Source organism: Streptomyces sp. NPDC060049 (assembly GCF_042736715.1).
In the GTDB taxonomy this organism is placed as follows: domain Bacteria; phylum Actinomycetota; class Actinomycetes; order Streptomycetales; family Streptomycetaceae; genus Streptomyces.
Map to the genome: position 1 here is coordinate 83,917 of NZ_JBHWVV010000002.1, position 22,779 is coordinate 106,695.

At 70.1% G+C, this 22,779-nt stretch carries 25 protein-coding genes; 14 read left to right on the forward strand and 11 right to left on the reverse strand.

Annotation, left to right across the window (positions count from 1 at the left end):
- Positions 1 to 185 precede the first annotated feature (185 nt).
- From ACFWBY_RS03085 to ACFWBY_RS03095, 3 genes are all read right to left on the reverse strand, one after another.
- Entirely contained in the window at positions 186 to 662 is a 477-nt protein-coding gene (locus ACFWBY_RS03085) for a hypothetical protein (protein ID WP_385342662.1), read from the reverse strand.
- 207 nt (positions 663 to 869) lie between these two features.
- Positions 870 to 1,943, reverse strand: a complete 1,074-nt coding sequence (locus ACFWBY_RS03090; RefSeq protein ID WP_385342660.1) for a WD40/YVTN/BNR-like repeat-containing protein — start codon at positions 1,941 to 1,943, stop codon at positions 870 to 872.
- A gap of 312 nt (positions 1,944 to 2,255) precedes the next feature.
- A complete protein-coding gene (locus ACFWBY_RS03095; RefSeq protein WP_385342658.1) occupies positions 2,256 to 2,798 on the reverse strand; it encodes a GNAT family N-acetyltransferase in 543 nt (180 codons plus the stop codon).
- A 298-nt stretch (positions 2,799 to 3,096) separates the two neighbouring features.
- On the opposite strand from ACFWBY_RS03095, the gene ACFWBY_RS03100 reads away from it, so the two are divergent.
- Positions 3,097 to 3,969: an oxaloacetate decarboxylase gene (locus ACFWBY_RS03100; protein WP_385342656.1), complete on the forward strand. Its 873-nt coding sequence runs from the start codon at positions 3,097 to 3,099 to the stop codon at positions 3,967 to 3,969.
- A 259-nt stretch (positions 3,970 to 4,228) separates the two neighbouring features.
- Entirely contained in the window at positions 4,229 to 4,876 is a 648-nt protein-coding gene (locus tag ACFWBY_RS03105) for a class I SAM-dependent methyltransferase (protein ID WP_385342654.1), read from the forward strand.
- Positions 4,877 to 5,071: 195 nt separating this feature from the next.
- On the opposite strand, the gene ACFWBY_RS03110 is transcribed toward ACFWBY_RS03105, so the two are convergent.
- The gene (locus tag ACFWBY_RS03110; RefSeq protein WP_385342652.1) at positions 5,072 to 5,347 is read right to left on the reverse strand and encodes an isoamylase early set domain-containing protein; all 276 of its coding nucleotides are present in this window, start codon (positions 5,345 to 5,347) and stop codon (positions 5,072 to 5,074) included.
- Positions 5,348 to 5,679: 332 nt separating this feature from the next.
- Here ACFWBY_RS03110 and ctaD point away from each other — a divergent pair, with 332 nt between their 5' ends.
- Positions 5,680 to 7,419: a cytochrome c oxidase subunit I gene (ctaD, locus tag ACFWBY_RS03115; protein WP_385342650.1), complete on the forward strand. Its 1,740-nt coding sequence runs from the start codon at positions 5,680 to 5,682 to the stop codon at positions 7,417 to 7,419.
- 167 nt (positions 7,420 to 7,586) lie between these two features.
- Here the strand turns inward: ctaD and ACFWBY_RS03120 are convergent, their stop codons facing one another.
- Positions 7,587 to 7,790 (reverse strand): hypothetical protein, encoded by a 204-nt coding sequence (locus ACFWBY_RS03120; RefSeq protein ID WP_385342648.1) that lies wholly within the window; start codon positions 7,788 to 7,790, stop codon positions 7,587 to 7,589.
- Positions 7,791 to 7,992: 202 nt separating this feature from the next.
- On the opposite strand from ACFWBY_RS03120, the gene ACFWBY_RS03125 reads away from it, so the two are divergent.
- The 3 genes from ACFWBY_RS03125 to ACFWBY_RS03135 all read left to right on the forward strand — a co-directional run bounded on the left by ACFWBY_RS03125 (position 7,993) and on the right by ACFWBY_RS03135 (position 9,564).
- Complete coding sequence (locus ACFWBY_RS03125) at positions 7,993 to 8,268, forward strand: isoamylase early set domain-containing protein (protein WP_385342646.1); 276 nt, start codon at positions 7,993 to 7,995, stop codon at positions 8,266 to 8,268.
- A 326-nt stretch (positions 8,269 to 8,594) separates the two neighbouring features.
- Positions 8,595 to 8,942 (forward strand): hypothetical protein, encoded by a 348-nt coding sequence (locus ACFWBY_RS03130; RefSeq protein ID WP_385342645.1) that lies wholly within the window; start codon positions 8,595 to 8,597, stop codon positions 8,940 to 8,942.
- A gap of 178 nt (positions 8,943 to 9,120) precedes the next feature.
- Positions 9,121 to 9,564 carry an IPT/TIG domain-containing protein gene (locus ACFWBY_RS03135; RefSeq protein ID WP_385342643.1) on the forward strand — a complete coding sequence of 148 codons (444 nt, stop codon included), beginning with the start codon at positions 9,121 to 9,123 and terminating at the stop codon, positions 9,562 to 9,564.
- Between the two features lie 124 nt (positions 9,565 to 9,688).
- On the opposite strand, the gene ACFWBY_RS03140 is transcribed toward ACFWBY_RS03135, so the two are convergent.
- Positions 9,689 to 10,096: an STAS domain-containing protein gene (locus ACFWBY_RS03140; RefSeq protein ID WP_385342641.1), complete on the reverse strand. Its 408-nt coding sequence runs from the start codon at positions 10,094 to 10,096 to the stop codon at positions 9,689 to 9,691.
- A gap of 552 nt (positions 10,097 to 10,648) precedes the next feature.
- Here ACFWBY_RS03140 and ACFWBY_RS03145 point away from each other — a divergent pair.
- From ACFWBY_RS03145 to ACFWBY_RS03165, 5 genes are all read left to right on the forward strand, one after another.
- The gene (locus ACFWBY_RS03145) at positions 10,649 to 11,401 is read left to right on the forward strand and encodes a methyltransferase (RefSeq protein ID WP_385342639.1); all 753 of its coding nucleotides are present in this window, start codon (positions 10,649 to 10,651) and stop codon (positions 11,399 to 11,401) included.
- Positions 11,398 to 12,363 (forward strand): UbiA family prenyltransferase, encoded by a 966-nt coding sequence (locus ACFWBY_RS03150; protein WP_385342638.1) that lies wholly within the window; start codon positions 11,398 to 11,400, stop codon positions 12,361 to 12,363. The genes ACFWBY_RS03145 and ACFWBY_RS03150 overlap by 4 nt, the downstream gene beginning before the upstream one ends.
- Positions 12,364 to 12,416: 53 nt before the next feature.
- Entirely contained in the window at positions 12,417 to 13,703 is a 1,287-nt protein-coding gene (locus ACFWBY_RS03155) for an NAD(P)/FAD-dependent oxidoreductase (protein ID WP_385342636.1), read from the forward strand.
- Between the two features lie 190 nt (positions 13,704 to 13,893).
- Positions 13,894 to 14,343 carry an SRPBCC family protein gene (locus ACFWBY_RS03160; RefSeq protein ID WP_385342634.1) on the forward strand — a complete coding sequence of 150 codons (450 nt, stop codon included), beginning with the start codon at positions 13,894 to 13,896 and terminating at the stop codon, positions 14,341 to 14,343.
- A 167-nt stretch (positions 14,344 to 14,510) separates the two neighbouring features.
- Positions 14,511 to 15,131: a hypothetical protein gene (locus ACFWBY_RS03165; protein ID WP_385342633.1), complete on the forward strand. Its 621-nt coding sequence runs from the start codon at positions 14,511 to 14,513 to the stop codon at positions 15,129 to 15,131.
- A 40-nt stretch (positions 15,132 to 15,171) separates the two neighbouring features.
- Here ACFWBY_RS03165 and ACFWBY_RS03170 read toward each other — a convergent pair whose 3' ends face one another.
- Together ACFWBY_RS03170 and ACFWBY_RS03175 are read right to left on the reverse strand one after the other, a co-directional pair.
- Positions 15,172 to 15,999 (reverse strand): alpha/beta fold hydrolase, encoded by an 828-nt coding sequence (locus ACFWBY_RS03170; RefSeq protein WP_385342631.1) that lies wholly within the window; start codon positions 15,997 to 15,999, stop codon positions 15,172 to 15,174.
- Positions 16,000 to 16,062: 63 nt separating this feature from the next.
- The gene (locus ACFWBY_RS03175) at positions 16,063 to 16,590 is read right to left on the reverse strand and encodes a DinB family protein (RefSeq protein WP_385342629.1); all 528 of its coding nucleotides are present in this window, start codon (positions 16,588 to 16,590) and stop codon (positions 16,063 to 16,065) included.
- Positions 16,591 to 16,768: 178 nt separating this feature from the next.
- On the opposite strand from ACFWBY_RS03175, the gene ACFWBY_RS03180 reads away from it, so the two are divergent.
- The 3 genes from ACFWBY_RS03180 (at position 16,769) to ACFWBY_RS03190 (ending at position 19,651) form a co-directional block, all read left to right on the forward strand.
- On the forward strand, positions 16,769 to 17,809 hold the full coding sequence (locus tag ACFWBY_RS03180; RefSeq protein ID WP_385342628.1) for a vWA domain-containing protein: 1,041 nt from the start codon (positions 16,769 to 16,771) through the stop codon (positions 17,807 to 17,809).
- 196 nt (positions 17,810 to 18,005) lie between these two features.
- Entirely contained in the window at positions 18,006 to 18,809 is an 804-nt protein-coding gene (locus tag ACFWBY_RS03185) for a metallophosphoesterase (protein ID WP_385342626.1), read from the forward strand.
- A 368-nt stretch (positions 18,810 to 19,177) separates the two neighbouring features.
- On the forward strand, positions 19,178 to 19,651 hold the full coding sequence (locus tag ACFWBY_RS03190) for a lamin tail domain-containing protein (RefSeq protein WP_385342624.1): 474 nt from the start codon (positions 19,178 to 19,180) through the stop codon (positions 19,649 to 19,651).
- Between the two features lie 176 nt (positions 19,652 to 19,827).
- Here the strand turns inward: ACFWBY_RS03190 and ACFWBY_RS03195 are convergent, their stop codons facing one another.
- The 3 genes from ACFWBY_RS03195 to ACFWBY_RS03205 form a co-directional block, all read right to left on the reverse strand.
- Entirely contained in the window at positions 19,828 to 20,508 is a 681-nt protein-coding gene (locus ACFWBY_RS03195; protein ID WP_385342622.1) for a DUF6585 family protein, read from the reverse strand.
- Between the two features lie 199 nt (positions 20,509 to 20,707).
- Entirely contained in the window at positions 20,708 to 22,078 is a 1,371-nt protein-coding gene (locus ACFWBY_RS03200) for an erythromycin esterase family protein (RefSeq protein WP_385342621.1), read from the reverse strand.
- 210 nt (positions 22,079 to 22,288) lie between these two features.
- A complete protein-coding gene (locus tag ACFWBY_RS03205) occupies positions 22,289 to 22,732 on the reverse strand; it encodes a DUF2267 domain-containing protein (RefSeq protein WP_385342619.1) in 444 nt (147 codons plus the stop codon).
- Between the last annotated feature and the right edge of the window lie 47 nt (positions 22,733 to 22,779).

The window sequence follows — 22,779 nt, forward strand, 5'->3', positions numbered from 1 at the left end:
TCCTCCGCCCCCCCGGTCCCTGGGGTGCTGGGCGGCCGCCTCGGCCGCCGCGGGCCGGCCGGCCCCGGGGCCCGTGGCCCGGCGCGGGCCGGCCCCCGCCCCCCCCCCCCCGCCCGACGCGCTGGGGCCCGGCCGCACGCTGAAGGCGGGACGTGCTGCTGGCCCCTACGTTCGGAGGCGACGGATCATCCGCACCGGATCGGCCCGGTGTTGAGGCGGTAGGTCACTCCGCCCCGGACCAACGAGCCGCTCACGCTGATGCATTGCCCCGTCGAGTCGAACCAGGTGTACAGCGGCCCGGCGTAGTAGTGGTAGTTGGCCGGATGTTCCTTCGGCGGGTCGATGGAGTAGTCGCCACCCTCGTCGAAGACCGCCACGGTGATGTGCGAGGCGAGGCCGTCGTAGGGACTGGACCAGAACTTCACGCAGTTCTGTTTGGTCGAACTGTTCCAGTAGGTGCGCGCGTAGCCGCCCCCCTTGGTCCCCGCCGGACTCTTGGCCCAGTACGTCTTGCCGTCCCAGCTGCCGGTGCACTCCACGGCGGCGGGAGCCGCGGCCGGCGCCGCCTGGGCGGTGGGGGAGGCAACGAGACCGAGCAGCAGCGCCATGACGCCGATACCCAACAGCTGTGGTTTACGCAACCGCTTCTGCAACCGCTTCATCCGCATCTCCTGATGGTCAGATGCCGTCGGCCCTGTTCGTCCAGGCCGTGCTTGGTACGCTCCGCCCCTCAGGGACCGGGCACCCGACGTTTCACGAAATCTCCACCGGTTTGCGTCTGCGTACCGACTGGAGCCGCCTTCGGAGCAGGCTCCCCGGCCTGGAAGAAGAGGCCACCGAGGCGGCGCGTCGGGGTCAAGAGTCCTCCCTCACCCCCGATCAGCCCCCGCCCCCGCCTCCAGCCGCCCCACACGCCCCTTCTCCCCCGCGGCCCAGCAGCCGCCGTCCTGCGAGCAGGCGACCGTGTCGAACGACCCCGGATCCAGCGCTCGCCAGGTGCGGCCGCCGTCCCCGGTCACGTCCGTACCCGTCGGGCCCACCGCGAGGGCCGTGCCGAGGCCGTACGGGACCCAGGCCGCGCCCGAGCGGTAGGCCGGCGGCGGTGTCGTCGCCTGACGCCAGGTGCGGCCCGCGTCCGAGGACACCGCCGCGGCCTGCGGGGAGGCCTGCCCGGTGCGGTAGTCACCCCCGACCGCGAGGCCCCTCGTACGGTCCCTGAAGGCCAGGGCGAAGACGCCCCGCGCCGGGTCGCCCGCCGGGACAGTGGAGTCGGCGACCTGCCAGGTCAGGCCGCGGTCCGTCGAGTGCAGCACCCGCGCGAGCGCTCCCCCGCCGGTGGCCAGCCAGACGTCGCGCGGCCCTGCGGCCACCAGGCACTGACCGCTCGCCGCGAAGCCCGCCTCACCCGGCAGCGCGTCCGGCATGCCGGCGTTCGGGAGCACGTGCCAGCTCCGCCCGCCGTCGTCGGTGGACAGAATGCGGAACTTCCCGTCCACCGGGTCGCTCATCGCGAGCCCGTGCCGGGCGTCGAAGAAGGTGAGGCAGTCGTAGAAGGCCCGCGGGTCGGCGTTCCGGAAGGTCTCCGTCCACGTAGCGCCGCCGTCCTCGGTGCGCAGTACCCGGGAAGCCTCGCCTTCCCCGATGGACAGGGCCACGGCCCGCCGGCCGTCGAAGGCCTCGATGTCCCGCAGTTCCAGCCCCTCCGCGACGGCCCCCGGCGGCGAGACGTCCCGCCAGGTCCGCCCGCCGTCCGAGGTGCGCAGCACGGTCCCCTTGGAGCCGGCCACCCAGGCCGTGGACCGGCTGACCGCCGCCAGCCCCCGGAAGCGGGCATCCTTGCCGGTCTCCTTCAGCGCCCAGCCCACGCCCCGTTGGCCCCGTAACTCGCCTGCGGCCTGCGCCGGCGCGGCCACCACCCCCAGCAGCAGAGCCGCCGCGCACATGCCAACTCCCAGAAGTCTCATGGCGCCGGAAGCTAACGCACCCCGCGTCCACCGTCCAGGGTGCCTCGCGGCCGCGGGATTTCCGTGCCGGTCCCAGCCATTCGTTGATGGCCTCGACGAAGACGGTGGCTTCGCAGCGGACGGCGTGCTTCTCGTAGCGAGTGACCACCGCCCGGTCCCAGACGACGTACTTGGATCTGCTTCCGTACGGGCTCAAACCGTGGAGAGTCCCCGCGCCGCCCGGCTGTGATCACGCACGACATCGACTCCTGGCCCTGCTCGACGGCCAGGGGCAGACCCGGAAGAGACGGCCTAGTGCTGTGCCTCCGGCTTCCACTCCTGGGCGAGGAGCCCGAGAAGAACCTCGTCCAGGAACTCGCCCATCACCCAGGCCGAGGAGCGCAGTACGCCCTCGCGGACGAAGCCGTTGCGCTCGGCGGAGCGCAGCATCGCTGCGTTGTCCGACAGCGTCTCGATCTGCAGACGTTGCAGGCCGCGCACGACGAATCCGTAGTGGCACAGCACCGCGACCACGTCGGTGCCGTAGCCCTTGCCGCGGGAGGACGGCAGCAGTCCGAGGCCGATGTGCGCGAAGCGGTTGTGGTTGTCGATGCCCCACAGGGTCGCCGTGCCGACCAGTGTGCCGCCGTCCAGCTCCACGACGGAGAACGGGACGTGCCCCTGCTCCTTGTCGTCCACCACGAGCCGCGGGTCCTTCGAGCCGGGCGTGATCGGCCGCCACGGGCCGCCTTCGGCCCGTGATGCGTTGACCACGTCGTCGTAGAGCTCGGCCCGCAGGACCGGGATGTCGTCCTCGTGCCGGGCCCTGAGCCCGACCTTGTTACCCCTCAGCATGCAAACTTCTTATCGGACCGGACTGGTTGGCGGCAAACCAATATGCGTCCGTTATGCGTCCGTCTCACGGGATGCAGTGGCCGCCGCCCGCTTTCAGCGCTCGCGCGGGTCGTGCCCGGCTCGCCTCAAGTGGCGTTCTGTGGTGAACGGGCTACGCCGTTGGCGTGAGCGACGCAGCGCAGTAACCATTCCCCCGCGTGCGGTCAGGAAAGGATCAGCCCCGGGTCGAACGTCGCCGTGTCGCGCGGTTTCCCGGTCCTCGATACGCATACGCACAGGCCCTTGAAGGAGACTGACCATGAGGTACGGGAACGAGCTTCGGGAAGAGATCGCCAAGCCGGGCACCACACCGCTGATCGGCGTGTACGACATGTACTCGGCCTCCGTGGCGGCCGGGCACTACGACGGGATGTTCGTCTCCGGGTTCGGCTTCGCGGCTTCCTACTACGGGCTTCCCGACATCGGATTCATCGCCTGGCCGGACATGATGGCCTTCGTCCAGCGGCTGCGCGGCGCCTTCCCCCGCCACCACCTCCTCGTCGACATCGACGACGGATACGTCGATGCCGAGGTCGCCTGCCATGTCGTGGAGGGCCTCGAACGGATCGGTGCCTCCGGCGTCATCCTCGAGGACCAAAAGCGACCCCGCCGCTGCGGGCACGCGGACGGCAAGCAGGTCCTGCCGTTGGAGGAATACCTGGAGAAGCTCGACATGGTGCTCGCCACGCGCAAGGACCTGGTCGTCGTCGCCCGCACCGACGCCACCGAGGAGGCCGACATCCTCCAGCGAGCGCAGGCCCTGTCCGCCACCGACGCCGACGTGGTGCTGGTCGACGGAGTCCGCAGCGTGGAGTGGATCGAACGGATTCGTGCAGTCGTCGGCGGGAAGCCGCTCCTGTTCAATCAGATCGCCGGCGGCAAGTCCCCGCGCCTCTCGCTCGGTGAACTCACCGGCCTCGGGGTCGACATGGCCATCTACAGCACCCCTTGCCTGTTCGCCGCGCACCGGGCGATGGATACCGCCCTCGCCGAACTCCGCCTCGCCGACGGGCGCTTGCCCGCTGTGGAGAAGGACGATGACATCGGCGTCGGCGAGTCCACCCGGCTCCTGGCCAAGAACATCGCACGCCACCACGCCGTACCCGCCGCTCGCGACAGCGCCGGCGTGTGAGCAGTACGCGCATCTCGCCCACCGCAAAGCTCCGTCGCGACCGTCTCGACGCCGCGCAACTCGCGGCCGGCGCCGCCCTCGTCGCGCAGCCCGTGAGATCGTGGAACGCAGCCCGGTACGGACATCCGTCAGCTCCTGAGAAGGGCATCCGCCTGCGCGCCGTGCCCGCCCGACAAGCCGGCCGCATCCGGGCCGGGTTCACGTCGAGCGGCTCCCGGACGGCACCGCACACCGCACACCGCGCAAAGGACACCCCCACATGGTCGAACACGATGCCCTCAGCGCCACCCGCGAGGCGTACGACGCCGCTGCCCCCGCCTATGCGCAGCTGTTCCGCGACACGTTGCGTGACAGTCCGCTGGACCGCGCGATCTTGGATGCCTTCGCCGAGGTCGTACGTGCGAGTGGGGACGGTCGGGTCGCGGACCTGGGGTGCGGGCCCGGCCACATCACCGCTTATCTGGACGGGCTGGGGCTGTCGGTGTTCGGCGTTGACGCCTCACCAGAGATGATCAAGCTGGCACGACAGGCCCATCCGGCTCTGCGTTTCGACGTGGGATCGATGGCCGCGTTGAGCATCGCTGACGGCGTGCTGGGCGGCGTACTCTCGCGTTGGTCGATCATCCACACTCCGCCGCGCGAACTCCCGCCCATCCTGGCGGAGTTCCACCGCGTGCTGGCGCCCGGCGGCCACCTTCTGGTCGGCTTTTCGGCTAGCGATGATCCGTCTCACCTCACGCAAGCCTTCGATCACACCGTCAACGTGGCCTATCGGTGGTCGCCGGATCACTTCGCCGCGATGCTGCGCGAGGCCGGCTTGGCCGAGGTAGCCCGGATGGTGCGCGAGCCTCAGCCCACCGACCGGCGTCAGTTCCAGGAGATTCACCTGCTCGCCCGCAAGCCTTGAGGGCTGTCCGACCGGACGCAGCGCGGCGTACCGGGCGACCGTCCGTCGTCTTCGCCGCCCACGACCGCTCGCCCCGGGCGAGTTCTCCGGCCTTGCGGTCCTTGTCGGCGTCCAGGACGTACACGACGGGCCGGCGAGTAGGCCGGAAACCGGCTGGGCGGGGACCGCGCGGGTCCCCGCCCAGCCTCGTCCGACTCAGGTGTGCAGGCGGCTGTTGATGCCGTCGTGGCTGTCGGCGTGGTCCTCGTCGAACCAGATGTCCCCCGCGGCCAGGTACCGGAAGGAGTGCACGCCCTTTCGGGGCAGGGCCACGGTGACGGCGCGCGTCCCGTCGGCACGCGGCACCAGCGCGTGGGCGCCGGGCTGCCAGTCGTTGAAGTCACCCACCACGCTGACCGGGCCCGGAGGCGTATCGGCGGGCAGGACGAACGTGACCTGAGTGCGGTCCTTGAGCTGCTTGCGTTCCAGCACGGAGACTCCTGGCGGCATGGGCGGGTCGTCGCGGCCATCTTCCCGCCGGCCAACGCCCCCCGACGTCCGGACACGCCAAGAGAAGTTTCCTTTCACCGCCCCGCACTGGGCCGAAGTGCGGACGCGCTCCCGGACGGGCCCGCGCGCGCCGGCCCGCCCCCGGGCCGCGGGGAACGACGTCAGTCGACGAGGGGTGGGGCCAACCGAGTTACGGAGCGGTCGACTCGTGGCCCTTCGTCACTTTCCGTAGTACATCTGTAAGTCGTGCGTAAACCTCGCTGCTGCGGGTGCCGGCCGCCTCCCTGTACGCCCTGACGCAAAAGGAGTCGTCCATGGTGACGTCCACCGAGCCTGTCACGCCCATCCCGGTGAGGGGGCGTTCCTGGGGGACCGTGCTGGTCTCGTGGCTGACGACGACCGATCACAAGAAGATCGGCCATCTGTATCTGATCGCGTCGTTCGGGTTCTTCATCATCGGTGGTGTGATGGCGCTGCTCTTGCGGGCGGAGCTCGCCCGGCCGGGCATGCAGATCGTTTCCAACGAGCAGTACAACCAGATCTTCACCCTGCACGGAACGGTGATGCTGCTGCTCTTCGCGACACCGACGTTCGCGGGCTTCGCCAACGCGATCATGCCGTTGCAGATCGGCGCCCCGGACGTGGCCTTCCCGCGGCTGAACATGCTGTCGTTCTGGCTGTTCCTCTTCGGCGGCCTGATCGTCGTGGGCAGCCTGCTGACCCCGCAGGGTGCCGCGGCCTTCGGCTGGACCGCCTACACGCCGCTCAGCAGCGCGGTACGCACACCGTCCATCGGCGGCGACATGTGGATCATGGGGCTGGCGCTGTCGGGATTCGGCACCATCCTCGGTTCGGTCAACTTCGCGACGACGATCATCTGTCTGCGCTCACCCGGCATGACCATGTTCCGGATGCCGATCTTCACCTGGAACATCCTGCTGACCTCGGTACTGGTGCTCTTCGCCTTCCCCGTCTTGGCCGCGGCCCTGCTGGTGCTGGAGGCGGACCGCAAGTTCGGTGCCCAAGTCTTCGACCCGCAGAACGGCGGTGCGCTCCTGTGGCAGCACCTCTTCTGGTTCTTCGGGCACCCCGAGGTCTACATCATCGCGCTGCCGTTCTTCGGCATCATCACGGAAATCATTCCGGTGTTCTCCCGCAAGCCGATCTTCGGATACCTCGGCCTGATCGGCGCCACGATCTCCATCGCCGGCCTCTCCGTGACCGTGTGGGCCCACCACATGTTCGCCACGGGAGCCGTGTTGCTGCCGTTCTTCTCCTTCATGACGTTCCTGATCGCGGTGCCGACCGGGGTCAAGTTCTTCAACTGGATCGGCACGATGTGGCAGGGCTCCCTCTCGTTCGAGACGCCGATGCTCTGGTCGATCGGATTCCTCGTCACCTTCCTCTTCGGTGGCCTGACCGGCATCATCCTGGCCTCGCCCCCGATGGACTTCCAGGTCACCGACTCCTACTTCGTGGTGGCGCACTTCCATTACGTGGTCTTCGGGACGGTCGTCTTCGCCATGTTCGCCGGGTTCTACTTCTGGTGGCCGAAGATGACCGGCACCCTCCTCGACGAACGCCTCGGGAAAATCCACTTCTGGACCCTGTTCGTCGGATTCCACATGACCTTCCTCGTGCAGCATTGGCTCGGGGCCGAGGGAATGCCCCGCCGTTACGCCGACTACCTGGCCGCCGACGGATTCACCGCCCTGAACACGCTCTCCTCCATCGGCGCGTTCCTGCTCGGCGCCTCGACGCTGCCGTTCTTCTACAACGTGTGGAAGACGGCCAAGCTCGCACCCCGTGTCGAGGTCGACGACCCGTGGGGCTACGGCCGATCCCTGGAATGGGCTACGTCCTGTCCCCCGCCGCGGCACAACTTCGTCACCCTGCCCCGCGTGCGCTCCGAATCACCGGCCTTCGACCTCCACCACCCGGAAATCGCCGCCTTCGACTACGCGGGCGGCCGCAAACGCGACGTCGTCGACCAGGACAGGGCCTCCGGTCCCCGCGGGTCTCTACCCGGAGCGGGCCCGGACCGGCCCGAGTAGGCGCCCGGCGCATGAGCGAGCGCCTGGGGACTTCGCCGTCCCGGAACCGTCGGGCCGTCCGTCCAAGACCCGGGCGGGTTCCGGCGAGGTGGCGGGCGAGACGTGACAGAGCCCGGCCGAGGTGGCTCCTGCCGGCCGGGCTCTGCGCGCGTGGGGTACCGCGAAGTCTAGAAGTCGTTGCGCTCGTCGCGCAGAAGGTCGTCCTCGCGCCGGCGCTCCATCTCCTCGGGGCGCTGGCCGCCGCGTGCCGGGTTGCCGCGGGAGGGCACGTCCCGCTCGGGGTGGACCGGGTCCTGCCCGGGGCGCTGGGGGCGGTTCTGCTCCTCGCGACCCTTGCCGGGTTCCTGACGCTTGTCCTTGGTTCCAGCCATGTCGGCCTCCTTGATGACGAGGGATAGGGGTTTCCTCACCGACCAACCTGGCATGGAATGTGACTGCCCGCATCATTTCGGCCACTAAGGGTGACTCCCGAAGGGAGCGGTGCCTTGGACACGCCGAAATGCGGGCCGCGCCCTGCGTGCCCAGGATGGAGCGCACACCCCCCCTCTCACCTCACGGCAGGAGCCGATCGCCATGCTGGAGCGCAAGCCGCGCAAGGACCGCACCGAGGTCACTTTCGTCCTGCCCGCAGACACCCCGCCCGGCCCGGTCAGCGTCGTCGGCGACTTCAACGACTGGCAGCCCGGCATCCACACCCTGGAACCGCGCAAGGACGGCAAGCGGGCCGTCACCGTGGCCCTGCCCAGCAGGAGCATCCACTCCTTCCGCTACCTCGCCGCCGGCGACTACTGGTTCAACGACGAAGCCGCCAGTGGCCCGGACGGACCCAACAGCCGCGTGCGCACGTGAGCGGCTGAACTCCTGTCCCGAGCCCGTCGCCTCGGCGTGTGGAGGAGACCCGCGACGGGCTCGGTTCGGAGCACGTACGAAGTACCGCGGGACTCCGGGGACAGCGGCACTCCGTCGGTGCGGGTGGTGCCCGTGCGGGCGGCGTGCGGGCGGCGTGCGGGTGGCGTGCGGGTGGACAGGCAGCGGTTGGTCGCCTCGCGCACGCACCCGGGCCCTTCTTCTCCCTCCTTCGGCCGTCATCCCGCCGGGTGCGCACCGGATGCCTTCCGGTGCGCGGCACGCCAGGCTGCCGTCAAGGGCAGCCATCACAGACGAGGACCGAAACCATGTCCCACCTCCGGCACATCGGCGTCATCAGCGGCGCGGCACTGCTGCTGCTCACCGCCACGGCCTGCTCGGCCGGCAAGACCACCGTGGGCACGCTCGACTTCCGCGCGGAGGACTCACCGGTCGTGGTCACGCACTCGAACACCCCCGTGCAGGGCTGCCACAAGATCGGCCTCCCGCGTGGTGCGGCCCACGTGCAGAACAACTCCCTGCTCGACGTCGTCCTGTACCGGACGCCGAAGTGCCAGAAGAGCGACAAGGCTGACGGAATCTACATCCCGGCCTCCAGCGCGAACGTGACCGCTCCCGGCACTCTGCCGTGGCGCAGCTTCACCGTCGTCCACTGACGGGCCCCGAGGCCCGGTGCCGCGACGCTTTCCAGGCCACACAACCCGTTCGACAAGCGTGCCGATACCTCCCCGGCCCAGGACACCCCGCCCTTGACCTGGCCCGGGGGATCAGAAACCGCGCGGGCCGCCACCGGGTGGTGGCGATCCGTGCCCCCCTCCACCGGAAAGCTCCGCCATGACGCGTACCCGCCGCCGAACCGCACTCTTGCTCACGGCGCTTTCCCTGTGCACCCTGCCGCTGGTCCACTCCGCCCCGCGCGCCGAGGCCGCCGGGCCCGCGCACTGCGCCCCCGGCACGCTCCCCGTCCACCCCGGCTCCCCGGACGGGGCCCCGCAGGGGCAGCTCGTCGCGCTCCAGCCCGACGTCGGCCCCCGCGGCGGCGGCACCCAGGTCACCCTGCTCGGCACCGCCCTCACCCCGTACACCCGGGTACTCTTCGGCACCCTTGGGCCCGACGGATGTTTCACCGGCCGGGAGGCCGCGGACGTCGTGGTGCTCAGCGACACCTCGGTCGTCGCCGTCGCCCCGGAGTGGCCCACGGCGGCGACCGTCTCCGTCTACGCGGCGACCCCCTGCGGGCAGCTCACGAACCCGCTCCCCTACACCTACCTCGACTGAGGCGGTGCCTTCGGCGTGTTCGGAGCAGGATGCGGACCGGAGGCAGGCGGGAGGCGCCTCTTCCGATGGGCAACCGTGGCGCGAAACCCCGGTCGCCCCGGAGGAGCTGCGCATGACCGGGCACCTACGCGCGGGGCAGCCAGCCTGCTGCGAAGTCCGCGTGGTTCCGTGCGCGCTGTGCCCGGTCCTCGATGAGCCGGCGGAAGCCCGCCAACGCGTACCGCTCCCCCGTGGCCGAGCCGCGCCCGCGAATGCCGGCGACCTCGGCCATGAGCTGCTGGGGCTGGGGCTGCCAGCCGGTGACCAGGACCCGCAGGCCCAGGCACTCGGCACGCCGGTGCAGGTCCAGGAGGTGCAGTAGGCCGTCGGCGTCCATGACCGCGACGCCGTGCAGGTCCACCAGCAGGTCCCGCTCGCGGGCGGTGACGTGGGCCAGCGCCTGCTGGAGCATCTCGCCCGCCTCCTCGTCGAGTTCCCCGCTGGCGCTGACCAGGACCGAGTGGCCGCAGTGCTGAACATCGACAGTGATCAATGCGTTCTCCTCCGCCACCGCACGCGTCGGCGCCTGCGGGCCTCCATCCTCGCCCGACACTCCCCAGCGCCGGTGCGAGGCTCGCTGAAGCGCAGGGACACGCCGGGTTTGGGGGTGGACTTTGACGATCACCCCACGGTGCTCGCGGAGACCGGCCTCACAGGGAAGAAGCACTCACCGCACTGATGTCCGAAGGGGCGGCGGAACACCACGACGCCCACGCGGCAGTGGGAAGAGCGGGCGACCGCACCGCGTGATGCGCCCCTTCAGAAATCTGCTACTTTCCGTGATCTTCGACGAACGGTGCGTAGATGGAGGACGGAGAGTCGTGACGGGACCCCGCGTGCGGCGGCCTTCGCCTTCGATGCGTCCTGCCGCAGGTGCGGAACCGGTTTCCGCGACCTTGCCGGTCGCATGCGCCCACGGCGCGGACGACCGGTCGAGACGTGCTGACCGAGTGCAGCGCTCACGCCGTTCCGCCTGATCGGGGCCGCCCGTCAGGTTCGCGCCGGTGTTCAGGACCTCCTCGCCATTCTCCGACAAGGAACTTCCATGACCAGTCAGCACGTCCCCTTAACGCTCTCCCCCGCTCCCGCGTCCGGTGGTGACACCCGTTTCGACCTCGGCCTGCAGTTGGTGGAGCGGCACGACGGAGGAGGGAAGCCGAGGGAATTCGAGATGCTGGGCCTCCAGTGGCATCTGCTTCCTCAGGTGTTCGCCCCGGTCCACACCGACTCCACCCGGCTGTTCACCCAATGGCTGCCGTTCCCCGTAGGGGGCAGTTTTCTGGAGGTGGGCTGCGGAGCCGGGGTGACGGCGGTGATGGCGGCGCTGGCGGGGTGCTCGCGGGTCGCCGCGGTGGACATCAACCCCGAGGCCGTCGCCAATACCGGGCTCAACGCCGCCCGCCACGGCGTGGCCGACCGGATGCGGGTGCTGCACAGCGATCTCTTCGACGCCCTGGCGCCCGGGGAACGGTTCGACGCGGTGTTCTGGAACTCCAACGTCATCTGCGCCCCCGAGGAGTTCGTCTACACCCGCCCCATGCAGCACGCGATCTTCGACCGTGGCTACGCCACGCACCAGAGGTACCTGCGCGACGGCCTGGCCCGGCTGACCGGTTCGGGCCGTCTTTTCCTCGGGTTCAACAGCCTTGGCGACTCCGGCCGGCTGAACGCGCTGGCCGCCCGGTGCGGTGTGCGGCTCACGGAGCGGGAACGGACCGCGCGCCGGGCCGGCGAGGTTCCGGTGACCTTCCAACTCCTCGAGGCCGCCGCCGTCCGCCAGGGACGGAGGAGCACGTGAGCGCCGCGCACACGTCGGCCGCCACCCCGGTCGAGCCCCGGCTCCGGCCCGGCATCGTCAGCTACCTCCGGCTCGGCAAGGCCCGGATGTACCACTACGTCTACGGCTGGGTCCTGGGTCTCCTGCTCCTGCGCCCGGAGGGAACCGCCGGCGCCCGCACACTGCTCGCCTTGGGTTGTCTGCTCGTCGGCACGTTGGCCTTCCAGTGGAGTTCGGCGGCCGCCGACGACGTGAGCGGCTTCTTGAACGGCAGTGACGCCCGCAATTACGCGGGGCGGCCACGGGTGACGATGGTGAGGAAACCACTGCTCACCGGGGCGCTGACCTTGCCGGAAGCGGTGCGGTTCGCCGTCGTCGCGTGGACCTGCGGGATGCTCGCGGTCCCGCTTGCCGCCGGCGTACTGGACCGGCGCGTTCCCTGGCCCGCCCTGGTGGTCGCCCTCGGCGTGCCGGTCCTCGCAGTCCAGTACTCCTGCGGCGTCAAGCTCAGCTACCGGCCGTTGGGACTCGAATCGACGATCTTCTTCACCGGCGCCTACACCGTGCTGATGCCCTACTGGTTCGCCGCCGGAACGGTCAGTCGGCAGACGCTCCTCGTGAGCGCGCTGTTCGGTCTGTGGCTGCTCCTCGTGGTGTCCTACGGGAACGCCTCGGACCGGTCGGGAGACGCTGCCGTCTCCCGGAAGACCCTTGCCGTCCTCCTGACGCCCGCGTGGTTCGCCGTCGTACTGCACGTGCTGGTCGCGGTCAACGCGGTACTGCTGGTGCTGCTGTTCACTACGACAGGGCTGAATTCCGGCCTCATCGCGCTGAGTGCTCCAGCGGTGGCGCTGCAACTCGCCCAGCTGTACTACGGGGTGTACCGCCACGAGCTGCGCAAGGCGCGGTTCCTGGTGCTGATCTCCATCGACCTCGGCTTCCTGGGCCTCGCCGCCGCACTCCTGGCGGGGCCGGCGCAATGAACCGATGCGTGGGGGACCGGGCCGTCGTGCTCGGAGGAAGTATCGCCGGGACGTTGTCCGCCAGGGTGCTCTCGGAGTTCTACCGTGAGGTCATCGTCGTGGACCGCGATCAGGTGGCCGGCGCGAGCCGTCCGCGGCGGGGCACTCCCCACGCCGGGCATGCCCACGGACTGCACGCCCGCGGCTGCCTCATCCTGGAGGAGCTCTTCCCCGACCTGCTGGGGGACATGCGGCGCGCAGAGCTGCCGGTGGGAGATCTGGGCGAGCAACGCTGGTACTTCAACGCCCGGCCGTTGCGGTCCACACGGACCGGCCTGGCGTCGATCACGGCGCGGCGCCCGGTGCTCGAGGAGTACTTCCGCGACAGGGTCGCCGCGCGGCCCAATGTCACGTTCCTGGAGCGGACGGAGTCTCTCGGCCTCCTGTCCACACCGGACGGCGGACGGGTGACCGGGGTCCGGCTGCGTTCGACGGCAGCGGATGCCGGCAGCGCCTTCGACCTCCACGCCGATCTGCTCATCGATGCCACCGGTCGCGGATCGCGCACGCCGGTATGGCTGGAGGAGCTGGGCTACGAGCGACCGGTCGAGAAGCGGATGGCGATCGGTCTGGCCTACACGACGCGGCTCTACCGCAGCCGCCCCGACATGCTCGACGGCACGCAGTTCATCAACTGCATCGCGTCACGCGAGTTCCCGCGAGGGGCGTTCTTCGGTCGGGTCGACCGCGAGACCTGCATCCTGTCGCTGACCGGCATCCTCGGCGACCATCCGCCCACCGATCCCAGCGGATTCCTCGCCTTCGCCAGGTCCCTGCCCGTCTCCGACGTCTACGAGCAGATCCGGCACGCGGAGCCCCTCGGCGACCCGGCTTGCTTCCGCTTCCCCGCGAGCTTGCGCCGGCACTACGAGCGGCTGCCCCGCCTTCCCCAGCGGCTCCTCCTGCTCGGCGACGCCGTGTGCAGCCTCAACCCGAACTACAGCCAGGGCATGACCGTCGCGGCCATGGAAGTACTGGCGCTGCGCCGACACCTTTCGCGCGGCGCGCCGCAATCCATGGCGTTCATGCGTGACGTCGGACGGATCGTCGACAACCCGTGGTTCCTCTCCACGACGAGCGACCTCAGGTACGCCGGGGTGAAGGGGCGCCGTGGGCTCACCGCGCGCATCGGCAACGCGTACGTGACCCGGTTGCACCACGCCGCGATGAACGACCCCGCCGCCACGGATGCCCTGATGCGTGTCGCGGGACTCGTCGACCGGCCGACCGCCCTCATCCGCCCGCGCGTTCTCCTCAGCGCACTGCGCCGTCAGGGCTCCCCGGCAGCGCCCGTCGGGTGACCGGACCGCACACGGCCGCAGGGGCCGTCCGCGCGAGCGCTGTCAGCCGAACGGTGCAGCAGGACGGCCCCTTCGGGGAATGCCGGACCGGCGCCCGGGGCAGCCGAGGCGGCGGCGGGCATCGATGACGTGCCCTGCCCGGGCCGGACGCACCCGCACCGGCCCGCCCGGCACCGACAGGAGGACCAGCATGTCGAAGGTCAAGGAGTCCATCGAGGTCGACGTACCCGTACGGGCCGCGTACGACCAGTGGACACAGTTCGAGTCGTTCCCGCAGTTCATGGACGGTGTCGAGCGGATCGAGCAACGCACGGACACGCTCACGCACTGGGTGACGAAGATCGGTGGCGTGCAGCGGGAGTTCGACGCGGAGATCACCGAGCAGATCCCGGATCACAAGGTCGCCTGGGTGACCCTCGGGGGCGAGAGCGAACAGTCGGGCCTGGTGACGTTCCGGCCCATCGACCCCTCGCACACCCAGGTCACGCTGATGATGGACTTCGACCCGGAAGGCATGGCGGAGAACATCGGCGACAAGCTCGGCTTCGTCGACCGGCAGGTCAAGGGCGACCTGAAGCGCTTCAAGCACTTCATCGAGGACCGTGGCACTGCCACCGGAGAATGGCGCGGACAGGTCTGACGCCGCCGAGCCGGCCGCCGCGCACCATGTGGCGCGGCGGCCGCCGGTGCACCGGCGCCCGGCGGCTCGCGCCATCCGGGCGGGACGCCCGGTGCCTTCGGCATGGCACCCGGGGCCGCAGTACCCCGAGGGGGATCCTGATGTCTCCCCCGCCGCAGGAGACGACCGTGAGTGATCCCAGCCGTCGAGTGACCCCGAGGACCGCACCCGCCGCAGCAGACGCCGACCTTCCCGCTCCCGGTGTCATCGGCATCGGACTCGCCGCGGTGCTGACCTTCGCGCTCGCCCAGGGCTCGTGGCAGTGGTTCGCCACGTTCATCGGGGTGACGCTCCTCGCGGTGATGCTCGCCTTCCAACGGCGGGCGCAGTGGACGCCGCGCCTCCGCTCGGCGTACATGCGCGGCTTGGTCGCGTACTCGCTCGTCATCGGCCTGTGCGTCGCGGTCGCTCTCGCCCCCTTGCTGCAGCGCAGGGCCTGGCTGTTCCCGATGCCGGGGACGCGCAGCGACTGCGAGCTGCTGGGCCGGTACGAGGCCCTCCAGGCGCAGGCCGCGCTGGGCAACCTGGCCGGCAGTGACGCCACCGCCCTGGCGTTCACGCAGGAAGTCCAGGCCGGCAAGGCCGTTGCCGAATGCCTCGCGGCCACGACGACCCTGTGGCTTCCGCTGTACGGGGTCGGGGTGGCGGTGCTGGTGGGGGCGGGTGCCTGGTTCCGCGACCGGGCCCGGGCGCGGCAGCTGCCCGACTCCGTCGCGGAACCAGCGATGTCCTCTCGCCTGGAGAAGTAGGGGTCCGCGCGGGGAACGCCTCACCGACGGTCTGACCGCGTCAGGGACCAGAAAAGGGGTCGGTGCCCGTGACGAAGTCCGCGATGCGCCGGCCCCACGTCCGGACGTCTGCGCGCGTACGGGAGAGATGCAGCTCGGCCTGCGGCATACAGTCGGCCAGGGCCGCCGCCGTCGACACGGGGTGGCCGGGGTCGTCCGCCCAGGTCAGGATCAGGGCCGGGCGCCGCAGCGCGGCGAGCGCGGTGGGCGGGGGCAGGTCGGAGCGGGCCAGGCCCCGCAGGACGGACGGCAGGATCGGCTCCGGCGGCGTGGGCGGGAAATCGGGGACGTCTGCGACGGCGGCGGGGCGGTGCGGGTCGCCCCGAGCGGCGAGCCAGTCCCCAGCCCCCTCCCGCTCGATGGTGTCGGCGGCGGCCAGGTTGGCCCGTGCGTACCCCTCCCGGGTCGCCCAGGCGGTCGGCGGGAGCAGCAGCACCAGCCGGGAGAACCGGTCCGGCGACCGGACGGCGGCGTGGAGGCAGGTGCCGCAGCCCATCGAGGCGCCGATGGCGTCGACGGGTTCCGCGCTGCCCAGGTGGTCGAGGAGGCTCAGCAGGTCGTCGGCGAGCGAGCCGTAGGTGTAGTCCTCCTCGACGGGCCGTCCGGTGGAGCGGCCGTGCGCGCGTGCGTCGTAGCGGACCAGGCGCCGTCCGGCCCGCAGGACCGGCGCCCAGTCGAACAGGTCCATCCGCTGCTCGACGGCCTGGCTGACGAACCCGCCGTGCGCGTACACCGCCAGGGGACCCGAGCCCGCGTCGTCGTAGACCAGCTCGGCTCCCCTGTGGCGGAACCGGCCCTCGGTGACCGGCGGCGTTCCCGGGGTCCCCATGATGACGCTTCTTTCCGGTCTTCCGGTCCCCATGCCCCGGACGTCGGCGCGGGCCGCCGGATGTCAGCGCTGCGCCGTGGAACTGGCTCCGTCCAGGGACTCGCGGATGATGTCCGCGTGCCCGGCGTGCTGCGCCGTCTCCTTGATCAGATGGAGCACGATCCGGCGCGCGGACCAGTGGACGGGCTCCGGCGGGGACCACGGGGTGACGGGCAGCGGCACGGTCCGGTCCAGGTCCGGCAGGCCCGCGACGGCCTCGTCGGTCGCCGCCGCGGCCGCCGCGTACTGGCGGAGCAGCCCTTCGAGCGTGTGGCCGCCACTCATCCGGTACTGCTCCATGTCCAGCATGCCGTCGGATAGTTCGCCGTCTCCTTCGACCAGGATCTGCGTCCATGCCCGTTCGCCGGACACGAGGTGCCTGAGGATCCCGCCCAGCGTGAGCTCGCTGACGGTGGTGCGCCGAGCGGCCTGCTCGTCGGTCAGCCCGCGGAGCGTGATCAGGAACAGCTGCCGCTGCGACTCGAGGGCTTGGACGAGCTCGCGGCGCTCGCCGGACAGCGGTTGGGCCTGGTGCTGCGAAGAAGAGGTCATGCACGGCAGGGTAGGCAGCAACTAGGCCGGATCCTGTCCTATATGGGGCCAGGGCCGGACCGGTGTCGACCGTGAGCGAGCGGGCACCCGCGTGCCCCGGACCGCCTGGAGTCCAAGATCGATTGTCAGTGACGGGTGAGAGGATCGAAGCATCAAGTCGGAATGAGGGGGAGCCTTAGTGTCCGGAAACCAGAATTACATCAATCACGTCGCTCTCGTCCTGGACGCCAGTTCGTCCATGTCGCACCTGAGCCGTAAAGTCGTCGAAGTCGCCGACCAGCAGATTGCGTATCTCGCCCGCCGGTCGCAGGAACTGGACCAGGAAACCCGCGTCACCGTATACGTCTTCGCGGACAAGGTGGAGTGCGTCATCTACGACAAGGACGTGCTGCGCATGCCGTCCTTGAAGCAGCTGTACCGGGCCGGTGGAATGACGGCGCTCCTGGCGGCCTCGCTGAAGTCACAGCAGGAGCTGGCGCAGACCGCTCAGCTCTACGGCGACCACAGCTTCCTCACGTTCGTACTGACCGACGGGCAGGAGAACGCAAGTCACCGCTGCCCGGGCGCCCCTAGCAACAACGCTCGTGAACTGGTGCAGGCCGTGGCCACGATGATCGAGACGCAGAAGGACAACTGGACCCTGGCCGTCCTCGTGCCGGACCAGATGGGCAAGCGCGAGGCCATGCAGTGCGGCTTCCCCAAGGACAACATCGCCATCTGGGATGCCACGAGCACACAGGGTCTGGAAGAAGCCGGGCAGGTCATTCTGAAGGCCACCGAGAACTTCATGGTGGGTCGCACCAAGGGTATTCGGGGTTCTCGGGCGGTATTCTCCACGGGCGCGGAGACGGTCAACAAAGACGCCATCGAGGCAGCCGGTCTCACCCCGGTCGATCCGTCGCAGTACCAGCTGATTCCGGTGGCCCGCGAAGCGGCGATCCGGGAGTGGGTCATCGAGTCGGGTCAGAACTACCGGACGGGATGCGCTTTTTACCAGCTCAGCAAGTCGGAAAAGATTCAGGCGCGCAAGCAGATCGCGGTGCTGGAAAAGAAGACGGACCAGGTCTACACGGGACCGGAGGCCCGGGCCCTGCTCGGCCTGCCCAACGCGGAAGTCCGCGTCAAGCCCGACCACAACGACGACTTCACGATCTTCGTGCAGAGCACCAGCGTGAACCGGAAGCTGGTACCGAGCACACGACTGCTGGTCATGGTCTGACGCCCTGGCAGCCCCACCAGTCCAACTGGTGGGGCTGCCCGCGATGTTCGTCCGCGGAGCCACCCGCCCGGCGGCGAACCGCTCCTGTCGTCGCGGCAGCGTCACGGCGCGGTCGGTGCGGTGCCCGCCTGGGGGCACCCCATGGCGGCCATATATACCGACCGCCTCGGGCGAGCCGCTGGTAGCGTCGCGGCCCATGACAATGCCCACAACACCCTTCTTCGTAGCGGCTGATGTCCACGGACACCGGACCGAATTCCAAGAAGCGCTCCGCGCCGCGGGACTCGTCGACCGCACGGGGCGGTGGGCCGGGGGCAACGCACGGCTGTGGCTGCTCGGCGACTACGTGGACCGCGGTCCGGACGGCATCGGCGTCATCGAGGACGTCCGGAGGCTCGCCGACGAGGCAACGGCCGCGGGCGGCCACGTAGGGGCATTGCTGGGCAACCACGAGGTGCAACTGCTCGCCGCTCACCGGTTCGGCGACGCATCCGTCACGGGGTGGGACGAACCCGGTGGATTCCGGGGCGGCTGGGCCCGCTTCGGCGGCTGCGAGGAGGATCTGCGCCGCCTCACCGCGGAGCACATCGCCTGGCTGCTCGACCTGCCCGCAGTCGCGCTCGTGGACGACCACCTCCTCATCCTCTCGGACACCGCCCGGTACCTGGAGTTCGGGTCGACCATCGCGGACGTCAACACCGCCGTGTCCGCCACTTTGAACGCCACGGACACCGCCGTGTGGCTCGAGTTCTGCGAGCGGATGAGCGACCGGGGGGCGTTCCGCGACGCCGAGGTCGCACACGTCGACGATCCCGTGTCGGTCGTGCTGGGCACGCTCGGTGGCACCGTGCTCGTGCACGGGCACAGCACGCTGACGAAGTACTTCGGCGTCGCGCCGGCGGAGGTCCGGGACGTGCTGCGGTACGCCGATGGCCGAGTCGTCGCCATCGACGGCGGGGTGTACGAGGGAGGCCGCATCCTGCTCGCCCGCCTCGGCTGACGCCACGGCCTCCACGTGCCCTGCGGAGAATTCACAGAAGCGGCTGTTACGAGGCCTTGCACCCGTTCGGCGCAAGGGCGGCGGGTGGCGGTGAAGCCGGGCGGCGGCGAGGCAGGGCACTGCCGCCCGTGCGCTTCATGGGCGCGCGTCGGAGCTGTCACCACCGAGGGTCAATGCGGCTTTGACGTGTGTCCCTTACAAGGGAGAGTTACCGAGATGTCCAGGTTGGGCAACACGGAGCGATTTCGTTGCTTTCGGGTGTGGTTCGGGTCCAGAGTGTGGCTCCTCGGCAGGACGCCGGGAACTGTTCGAAGTCCGCCCGGCTTGCACGAGGCCGGGCCGGACCGCCTGTTGAAGGAGCCTTCCGTATGTCTGCTTCTCTCGCCACCCGCCGCACCCTCGCCGGCCTCCTGGCCGCCGGAGCCCTGATCGGCGCCGCGGCGGTGCCGGCCGCCGCCGACGACCACCGGCGCGACCACCGCGGCACGCACTCCTCCATCGTCATCGGTGACGTCGAGAACGCCGGCCGCGGGCGCGACAACCGCGCCCTGAACAGCGAATGGGTCGAGGTGAAGAACACCGGCCGCCACAGCGTGGACCTGCGCGGCTTCACCCTCACCGACAAGCAGGGCAACCGCTACCGCTTCAACGGCTTCCGCCTCGAAGGACGCTCCAGCGTCAAGGTCCACACCGGCAAGGGCCGCGACACCCGCCGCGACGTCTACCAGGACCGCCGCCACCAGATCTGGGACGAGCGCGACACCGCCACCCTCCGCGACAACCGCGGCAACATCCTCGACACCGAGTCCTGGGGCCGCCGCGGACGCCACCACGGCCACTGACCCCCACTAGGCAGCCACACCCACAAGGAATGTGACCCTGCCACCCACCACCACACCGAACGGCGTGCCACGGCAAACCAGCCGCGGCACGCCACACCCATGTAGACCGGCACTCCGACCCCCCGCATGACCGGCCGTGCTACCGGCGCCCCGCGCAGTGCGGTTCCCTCACTTCTTCAGCCCTTGAAGCGCTGGCACAGAGTGAGGAACAGGTTCACGTTGGCGATGTTCTGCAGAGGCACACTGTCCACGGTCGTGCGCTTGAGGGATCCGTTGAAGATCAGCGTGCCGCTGTACGAGGAGATCTCGGTGATCTCCGACCAGGCAGCCGCGTGCTTCCTGCCCGCCAGGCCGTGGCGGTCGACCTTGTAGGGGCCGAAGTCCACCGTCTCGCCGCCTTCGATGCGTGCGAGGACCTTCGGCAACTGCGCGCGCGTGACGGCGTCTTGAATGTGTTCCCCCCAGGTGTTGGGCCAGAGGAACAGGGCGCCCTGCACCACCGAGGTGATACCGAGGGCCTGCTTGTCCTCCTTCAGGAAGACCCGAGTGCCAGGGCCTATGTTCACGGCGGCGCCGCTCGGGTCGAGGAGGGTGTACCGGGCGTCCCACGGGGCGCCGTTGCGGGTGCTCAGGTACCGCAGGACCCGCACGGTCTCCCAGTCGTACGCGGCCTCGAAACCCTCGGGGCCCGTCACGACCACACCTCCGGCGTACATGTAGAGCCGCGAGGCGTTGTGCTTGCCGAACATGCGGCTCTGCTTCATGCGGAACGTCCGGACCCAGTCACCGAGACCGCGCCCGGCGGCGAGTTCGGCGGCGGACGCGGTCGGCTGCTCGTAGGTGTCCTTCTCTTCCATGTGTCCCCCCGGGTACTGAAATTGACGATACGTCAACTTTCCATGGTGCCATGAGGCTGGGAGCGGACCCCGAGGGGGTGCCGCCGAGAGGGCCGGCTCGTCCTGTGTTTCGGCGGGGAGGTCGCCGTGCTGGAACCGGACCCGCTCGGCTCCTCGCCGTGACCGGCTGGTCAGGGCGCGGTGCTCCTCACGCCGGCGGTCAGAGTGCGGTTGCGGCGTGGACCTGGTCGAGGTGGATGAGGATGTCGTAGGCCCGGCCGATCGCGAGGCTGGGAAGCGGGTCGCTCTTGAAGGACGAACCCGCTTCGTAGACGGGCCGGGGCGTGTCGAGCCAGGCGCGGCCCGCGGCCGGCAGCGTGCGCAGGTCGAGGTAGTAGTCGCGCAGGCGGACCCGGTCGAGGGTGTGCTCCTGCATGTCGGGCGTGGCCGCGGGGACGGTGACCTCGCCCCAGGGCCCGCCGAGGGTGGTCGCGGTGAGGAACGACCCCTGGTGGAAGGTGAAGCCGATGGCGGCGTAGCCGCGGCCGAGGGCGCCGCGCAGGAAGACGCCTTGCGTGGTCGGGTACATGACGGGGTCACTGGACAGGTAGCCCACGTGGCCGTTGTGCGCCGACAGCAGCATCTTGTCGCCGGTTCGGCGATGCCACCAGACGGTGTTGTCGGCCATGACCTGGTCACGGAAGTGCTCCGCGGCGGACACGGACTGCGGATCGGACAGGTCGAGGGAGGCGAAGGCGAAGGTCTGGGCGATGTTGCGGGCGTGTTGTTCGGCCCATTCGTAGGCGTCACCACCGGCGCCCTTGTTCGCGGTGACCAGGTCGAGTGCCTGCTGGGCGGTCGTGGCGTTCTCGCGTCGTTCCGCGACGGGCTTGCGCAGGTAGGCGAAGACGTCGTCGAAGGGGCGCAGGCCCGCATACAGGCTCTCGATGCGCGCGAGGTCCTTGGGGTGGCTCGCGCGGACGTGGGAGGTGACCCGCTCGAAGACGGCGTCACCGAGCTTCGGCGCTCCGACGTCGTTGCCCATGAAGTGGACCTTCCGGCCGGGGTGCCGGTCGTTGTACTGCCGCATCCAGGCGATGAGGCTGACGAACTCCTCGCGTTCCCAAGGCGATCCGGTCAGTGTCTCCTTGGCGATCTTCCGGGCGTCTCCGGAGCCGCCCTGGAGGTACTCGTCGATCCGCAGGCCGGCGGTCCAGCTCATCTCCAGGGCGAAGGTGGTGAAGCCCTCCTCCTCGACGAGATGGCGAAATACGCGTTCCTTCATGGCGAAGAACTCGTGCGAGCCGTGGGTCGCCTCTCCCAGCCCGACCACCTTCGCGTCGCCGATCATGGCAGCGAGCGCCCGCAGGTCGGTGGTGCGGCCGCCTGGTTCCGTCGACCGCAGCGGGTGGGCGGCGCGTTCCAGCGCGCGGAGCGCGTCACCCTGCCGGCCGTTCGTCGGCGCCGGGGCCGACGTGGGTGCGGGTACGGGTGTGGCGGAGGCCGCCGGGGCCAGCAGGGCGGCGGCCACGAGGCCGGCCGTCGCGGCGAGCACCCTCCGTCGGCCGGTGGGCTGCTTGTGCGCGGTCATGCTCCGGTCGCTCCTGGATCAGGTGTTCCACTGGGACGGAACGATCATGGCCTGACAGCGCAGTCGGCCGCGCTGGGGTCCTCCTCCGACCTGACCGGGGGAAAACCCCAGCTCAACACGGTGGCTGGCCCCACCGAAAGAGTGTGCTGCGGACGGGGTCCTGGCGGGTGGCGCCCTGGGGTGCCGGGGCCACCCGCGACGCGGCGGGGATCAGGCGGCGGCCTGGGGCTGCCGTAGTTCTGCCTGCCCGAAGAGGAGGGCGTAGCCGCTCGGAAGCCGACGCAGGAGCCGGGCCAGCAGGTCGGGCCCCGCGAGGCGGGCGACGACGGACAGTACGGCGCCCGTGTCCCATCGGGCGGTGGCCGGTGTGCCGCCGGTGCGGGAGGCGATGTCTTTGACGAAGGCCCAGCCGGTGAGCTGTGCGGTGTCGGGGATCTGAGCGGTCAGGGTGAGGGCGGCCTCGACGGGCAGGCACTGCGCCAGGTCGACGCGTTCGTCCCCGGTGACGTGCCGGCCGAGGGCGGCCAGGACGGTGCGGACGGCTTCCTCGGCGCGTTCGCGGGTGGGGTAGGCGCCCTCGTAGCGCACGCGTTCCAGCATCTGGTCGAACGTCATGGCGGTGGAGGGCCGGTCCGGTCGGGGCTGGTCGTACATGGTGCTGCGGTTGCCTTTCTCTTCGAGGGTCCGGCTCCGGACGGTGG

Coding starts and splice junctions, on each gene's coding strand:
- ACFWBY_RS03205 (WP_385342619.1), bottom strand. CDS start 22,732: ATGTACGACCAGCCCCGACCGGACCGGCCCTCCACCGCCATGACGTTC.
- ACFWBY_RS03195 (WP_385342622.1), bottom strand. CDS start 20,508: ATGGAAGAGAAGGACACCTACGAGCAGCCGACCGCGTCCGCCGCCGAA.
- ACFWBY_RS03135 (WP_385342643.1), top strand. CDS start 9,121: ATGACGCGTACCCGCCGCCGAACCGCACTCTTGCTCACGGCGCTTTCC.
- ACFWBY_RS03145 (WP_385342639.1), top strand. CDS start 10,649: ATGACCAGTCAGCACGTCCCCTTAACGCTCTCCCCCGCTCCCGCGTCC.
- ACFWBY_RS03100 (WP_385342656.1), top strand. CDS start 3,097: ATGAGGTACGGGAACGAGCTTCGGGAAGAGATCGCCAAGCCGGGCACC.
- ACFWBY_RS03185 (WP_385342626.1), top strand. CDS start 18,006: ATGACAATGCCCACAACACCCTTCTTCGTAGCGGCTGATGTCCACGGA.
- ACFWBY_RS03170 (WP_385342631.1), bottom strand. CDS start 15,999: ATGGGGACCCCGGGAACGCCGCCGGTCACCGAGGGCCGGTTCCGCCAC.
- ctaD (WP_385342650.1), top strand. CDS start 5,680: ATGGTGACGTCCACCGAGCCTGTCACGCCCATCCCGGTGAGGGGGCGT.
- ACFWBY_RS03105 (WP_385342654.1), top strand. CDS start 4,229: ATGGTCGAACACGATGCCCTCAGCGCCACCCGCGAGGCGTACGACGCC.
- ACFWBY_RS03160 (WP_385342634.1), top strand. CDS start 13,894: ATGTCGAAGGTCAAGGAGTCCATCGAGGTCGACGTACCCGTACGGGCC.
- ACFWBY_RS03130 (WP_385342645.1), top strand. CDS start 8,595: ATGTCCCACCTCCGGCACATCGGCGTCATCAGCGGCGCGGCACTGCTG.
- ACFWBY_RS03120 (WP_385342648.1), bottom strand. CDS start 7,790: ATGGCTGGAACCAAGGACAAGCGTCAGGAACCCGGCAAGGGTCGCGAG.
- ACFWBY_RS03200 (WP_385342621.1), bottom strand. CDS start 22,078: ATGACCGCGCACAAGCAGCCCACCGGCCGACGGAGGGTGCTCGCCGCG.
- ACFWBY_RS03175 (WP_385342629.1), bottom strand. CDS start 16,590: ATGACCTCTTCTTCGCAGCACCAGGCCCAACCGCTGTCCGGCGAGCGC.
- ACFWBY_RS03095 (WP_385342658.1), bottom strand. CDS start 2,798: ATGCTGAGGGGTAACAAGGTCGGGCTCAGGGCCCGGCACGAGGACGAC.
- ACFWBY_RS03085 (WP_385342662.1), bottom strand. CDS start 662: ATGAAGCGGTTGCAGAAGCGGTTGCGTAAACCACAGCTGTTGGGTATC.
- ACFWBY_RS03090 (WP_385342660.1), bottom strand. CDS start 1,943: ATGTGCGCGGCGGCTCTGCTGCTGGGGGTGGTGGCCGCGCCGGCGCAG.
- ACFWBY_RS03190 (WP_385342624.1), top strand. CDS start 19,178: ATGTCTGCTTCTCTCGCCACCCGCCGCACCCTCGCCGGCCTCCTGGCC.
- ACFWBY_RS03125 (WP_385342646.1), top strand. CDS start 7,993: ATGCTGGAGCGCAAGCCGCGCAAGGACCGCACCGAGGTCACTTTCGTC.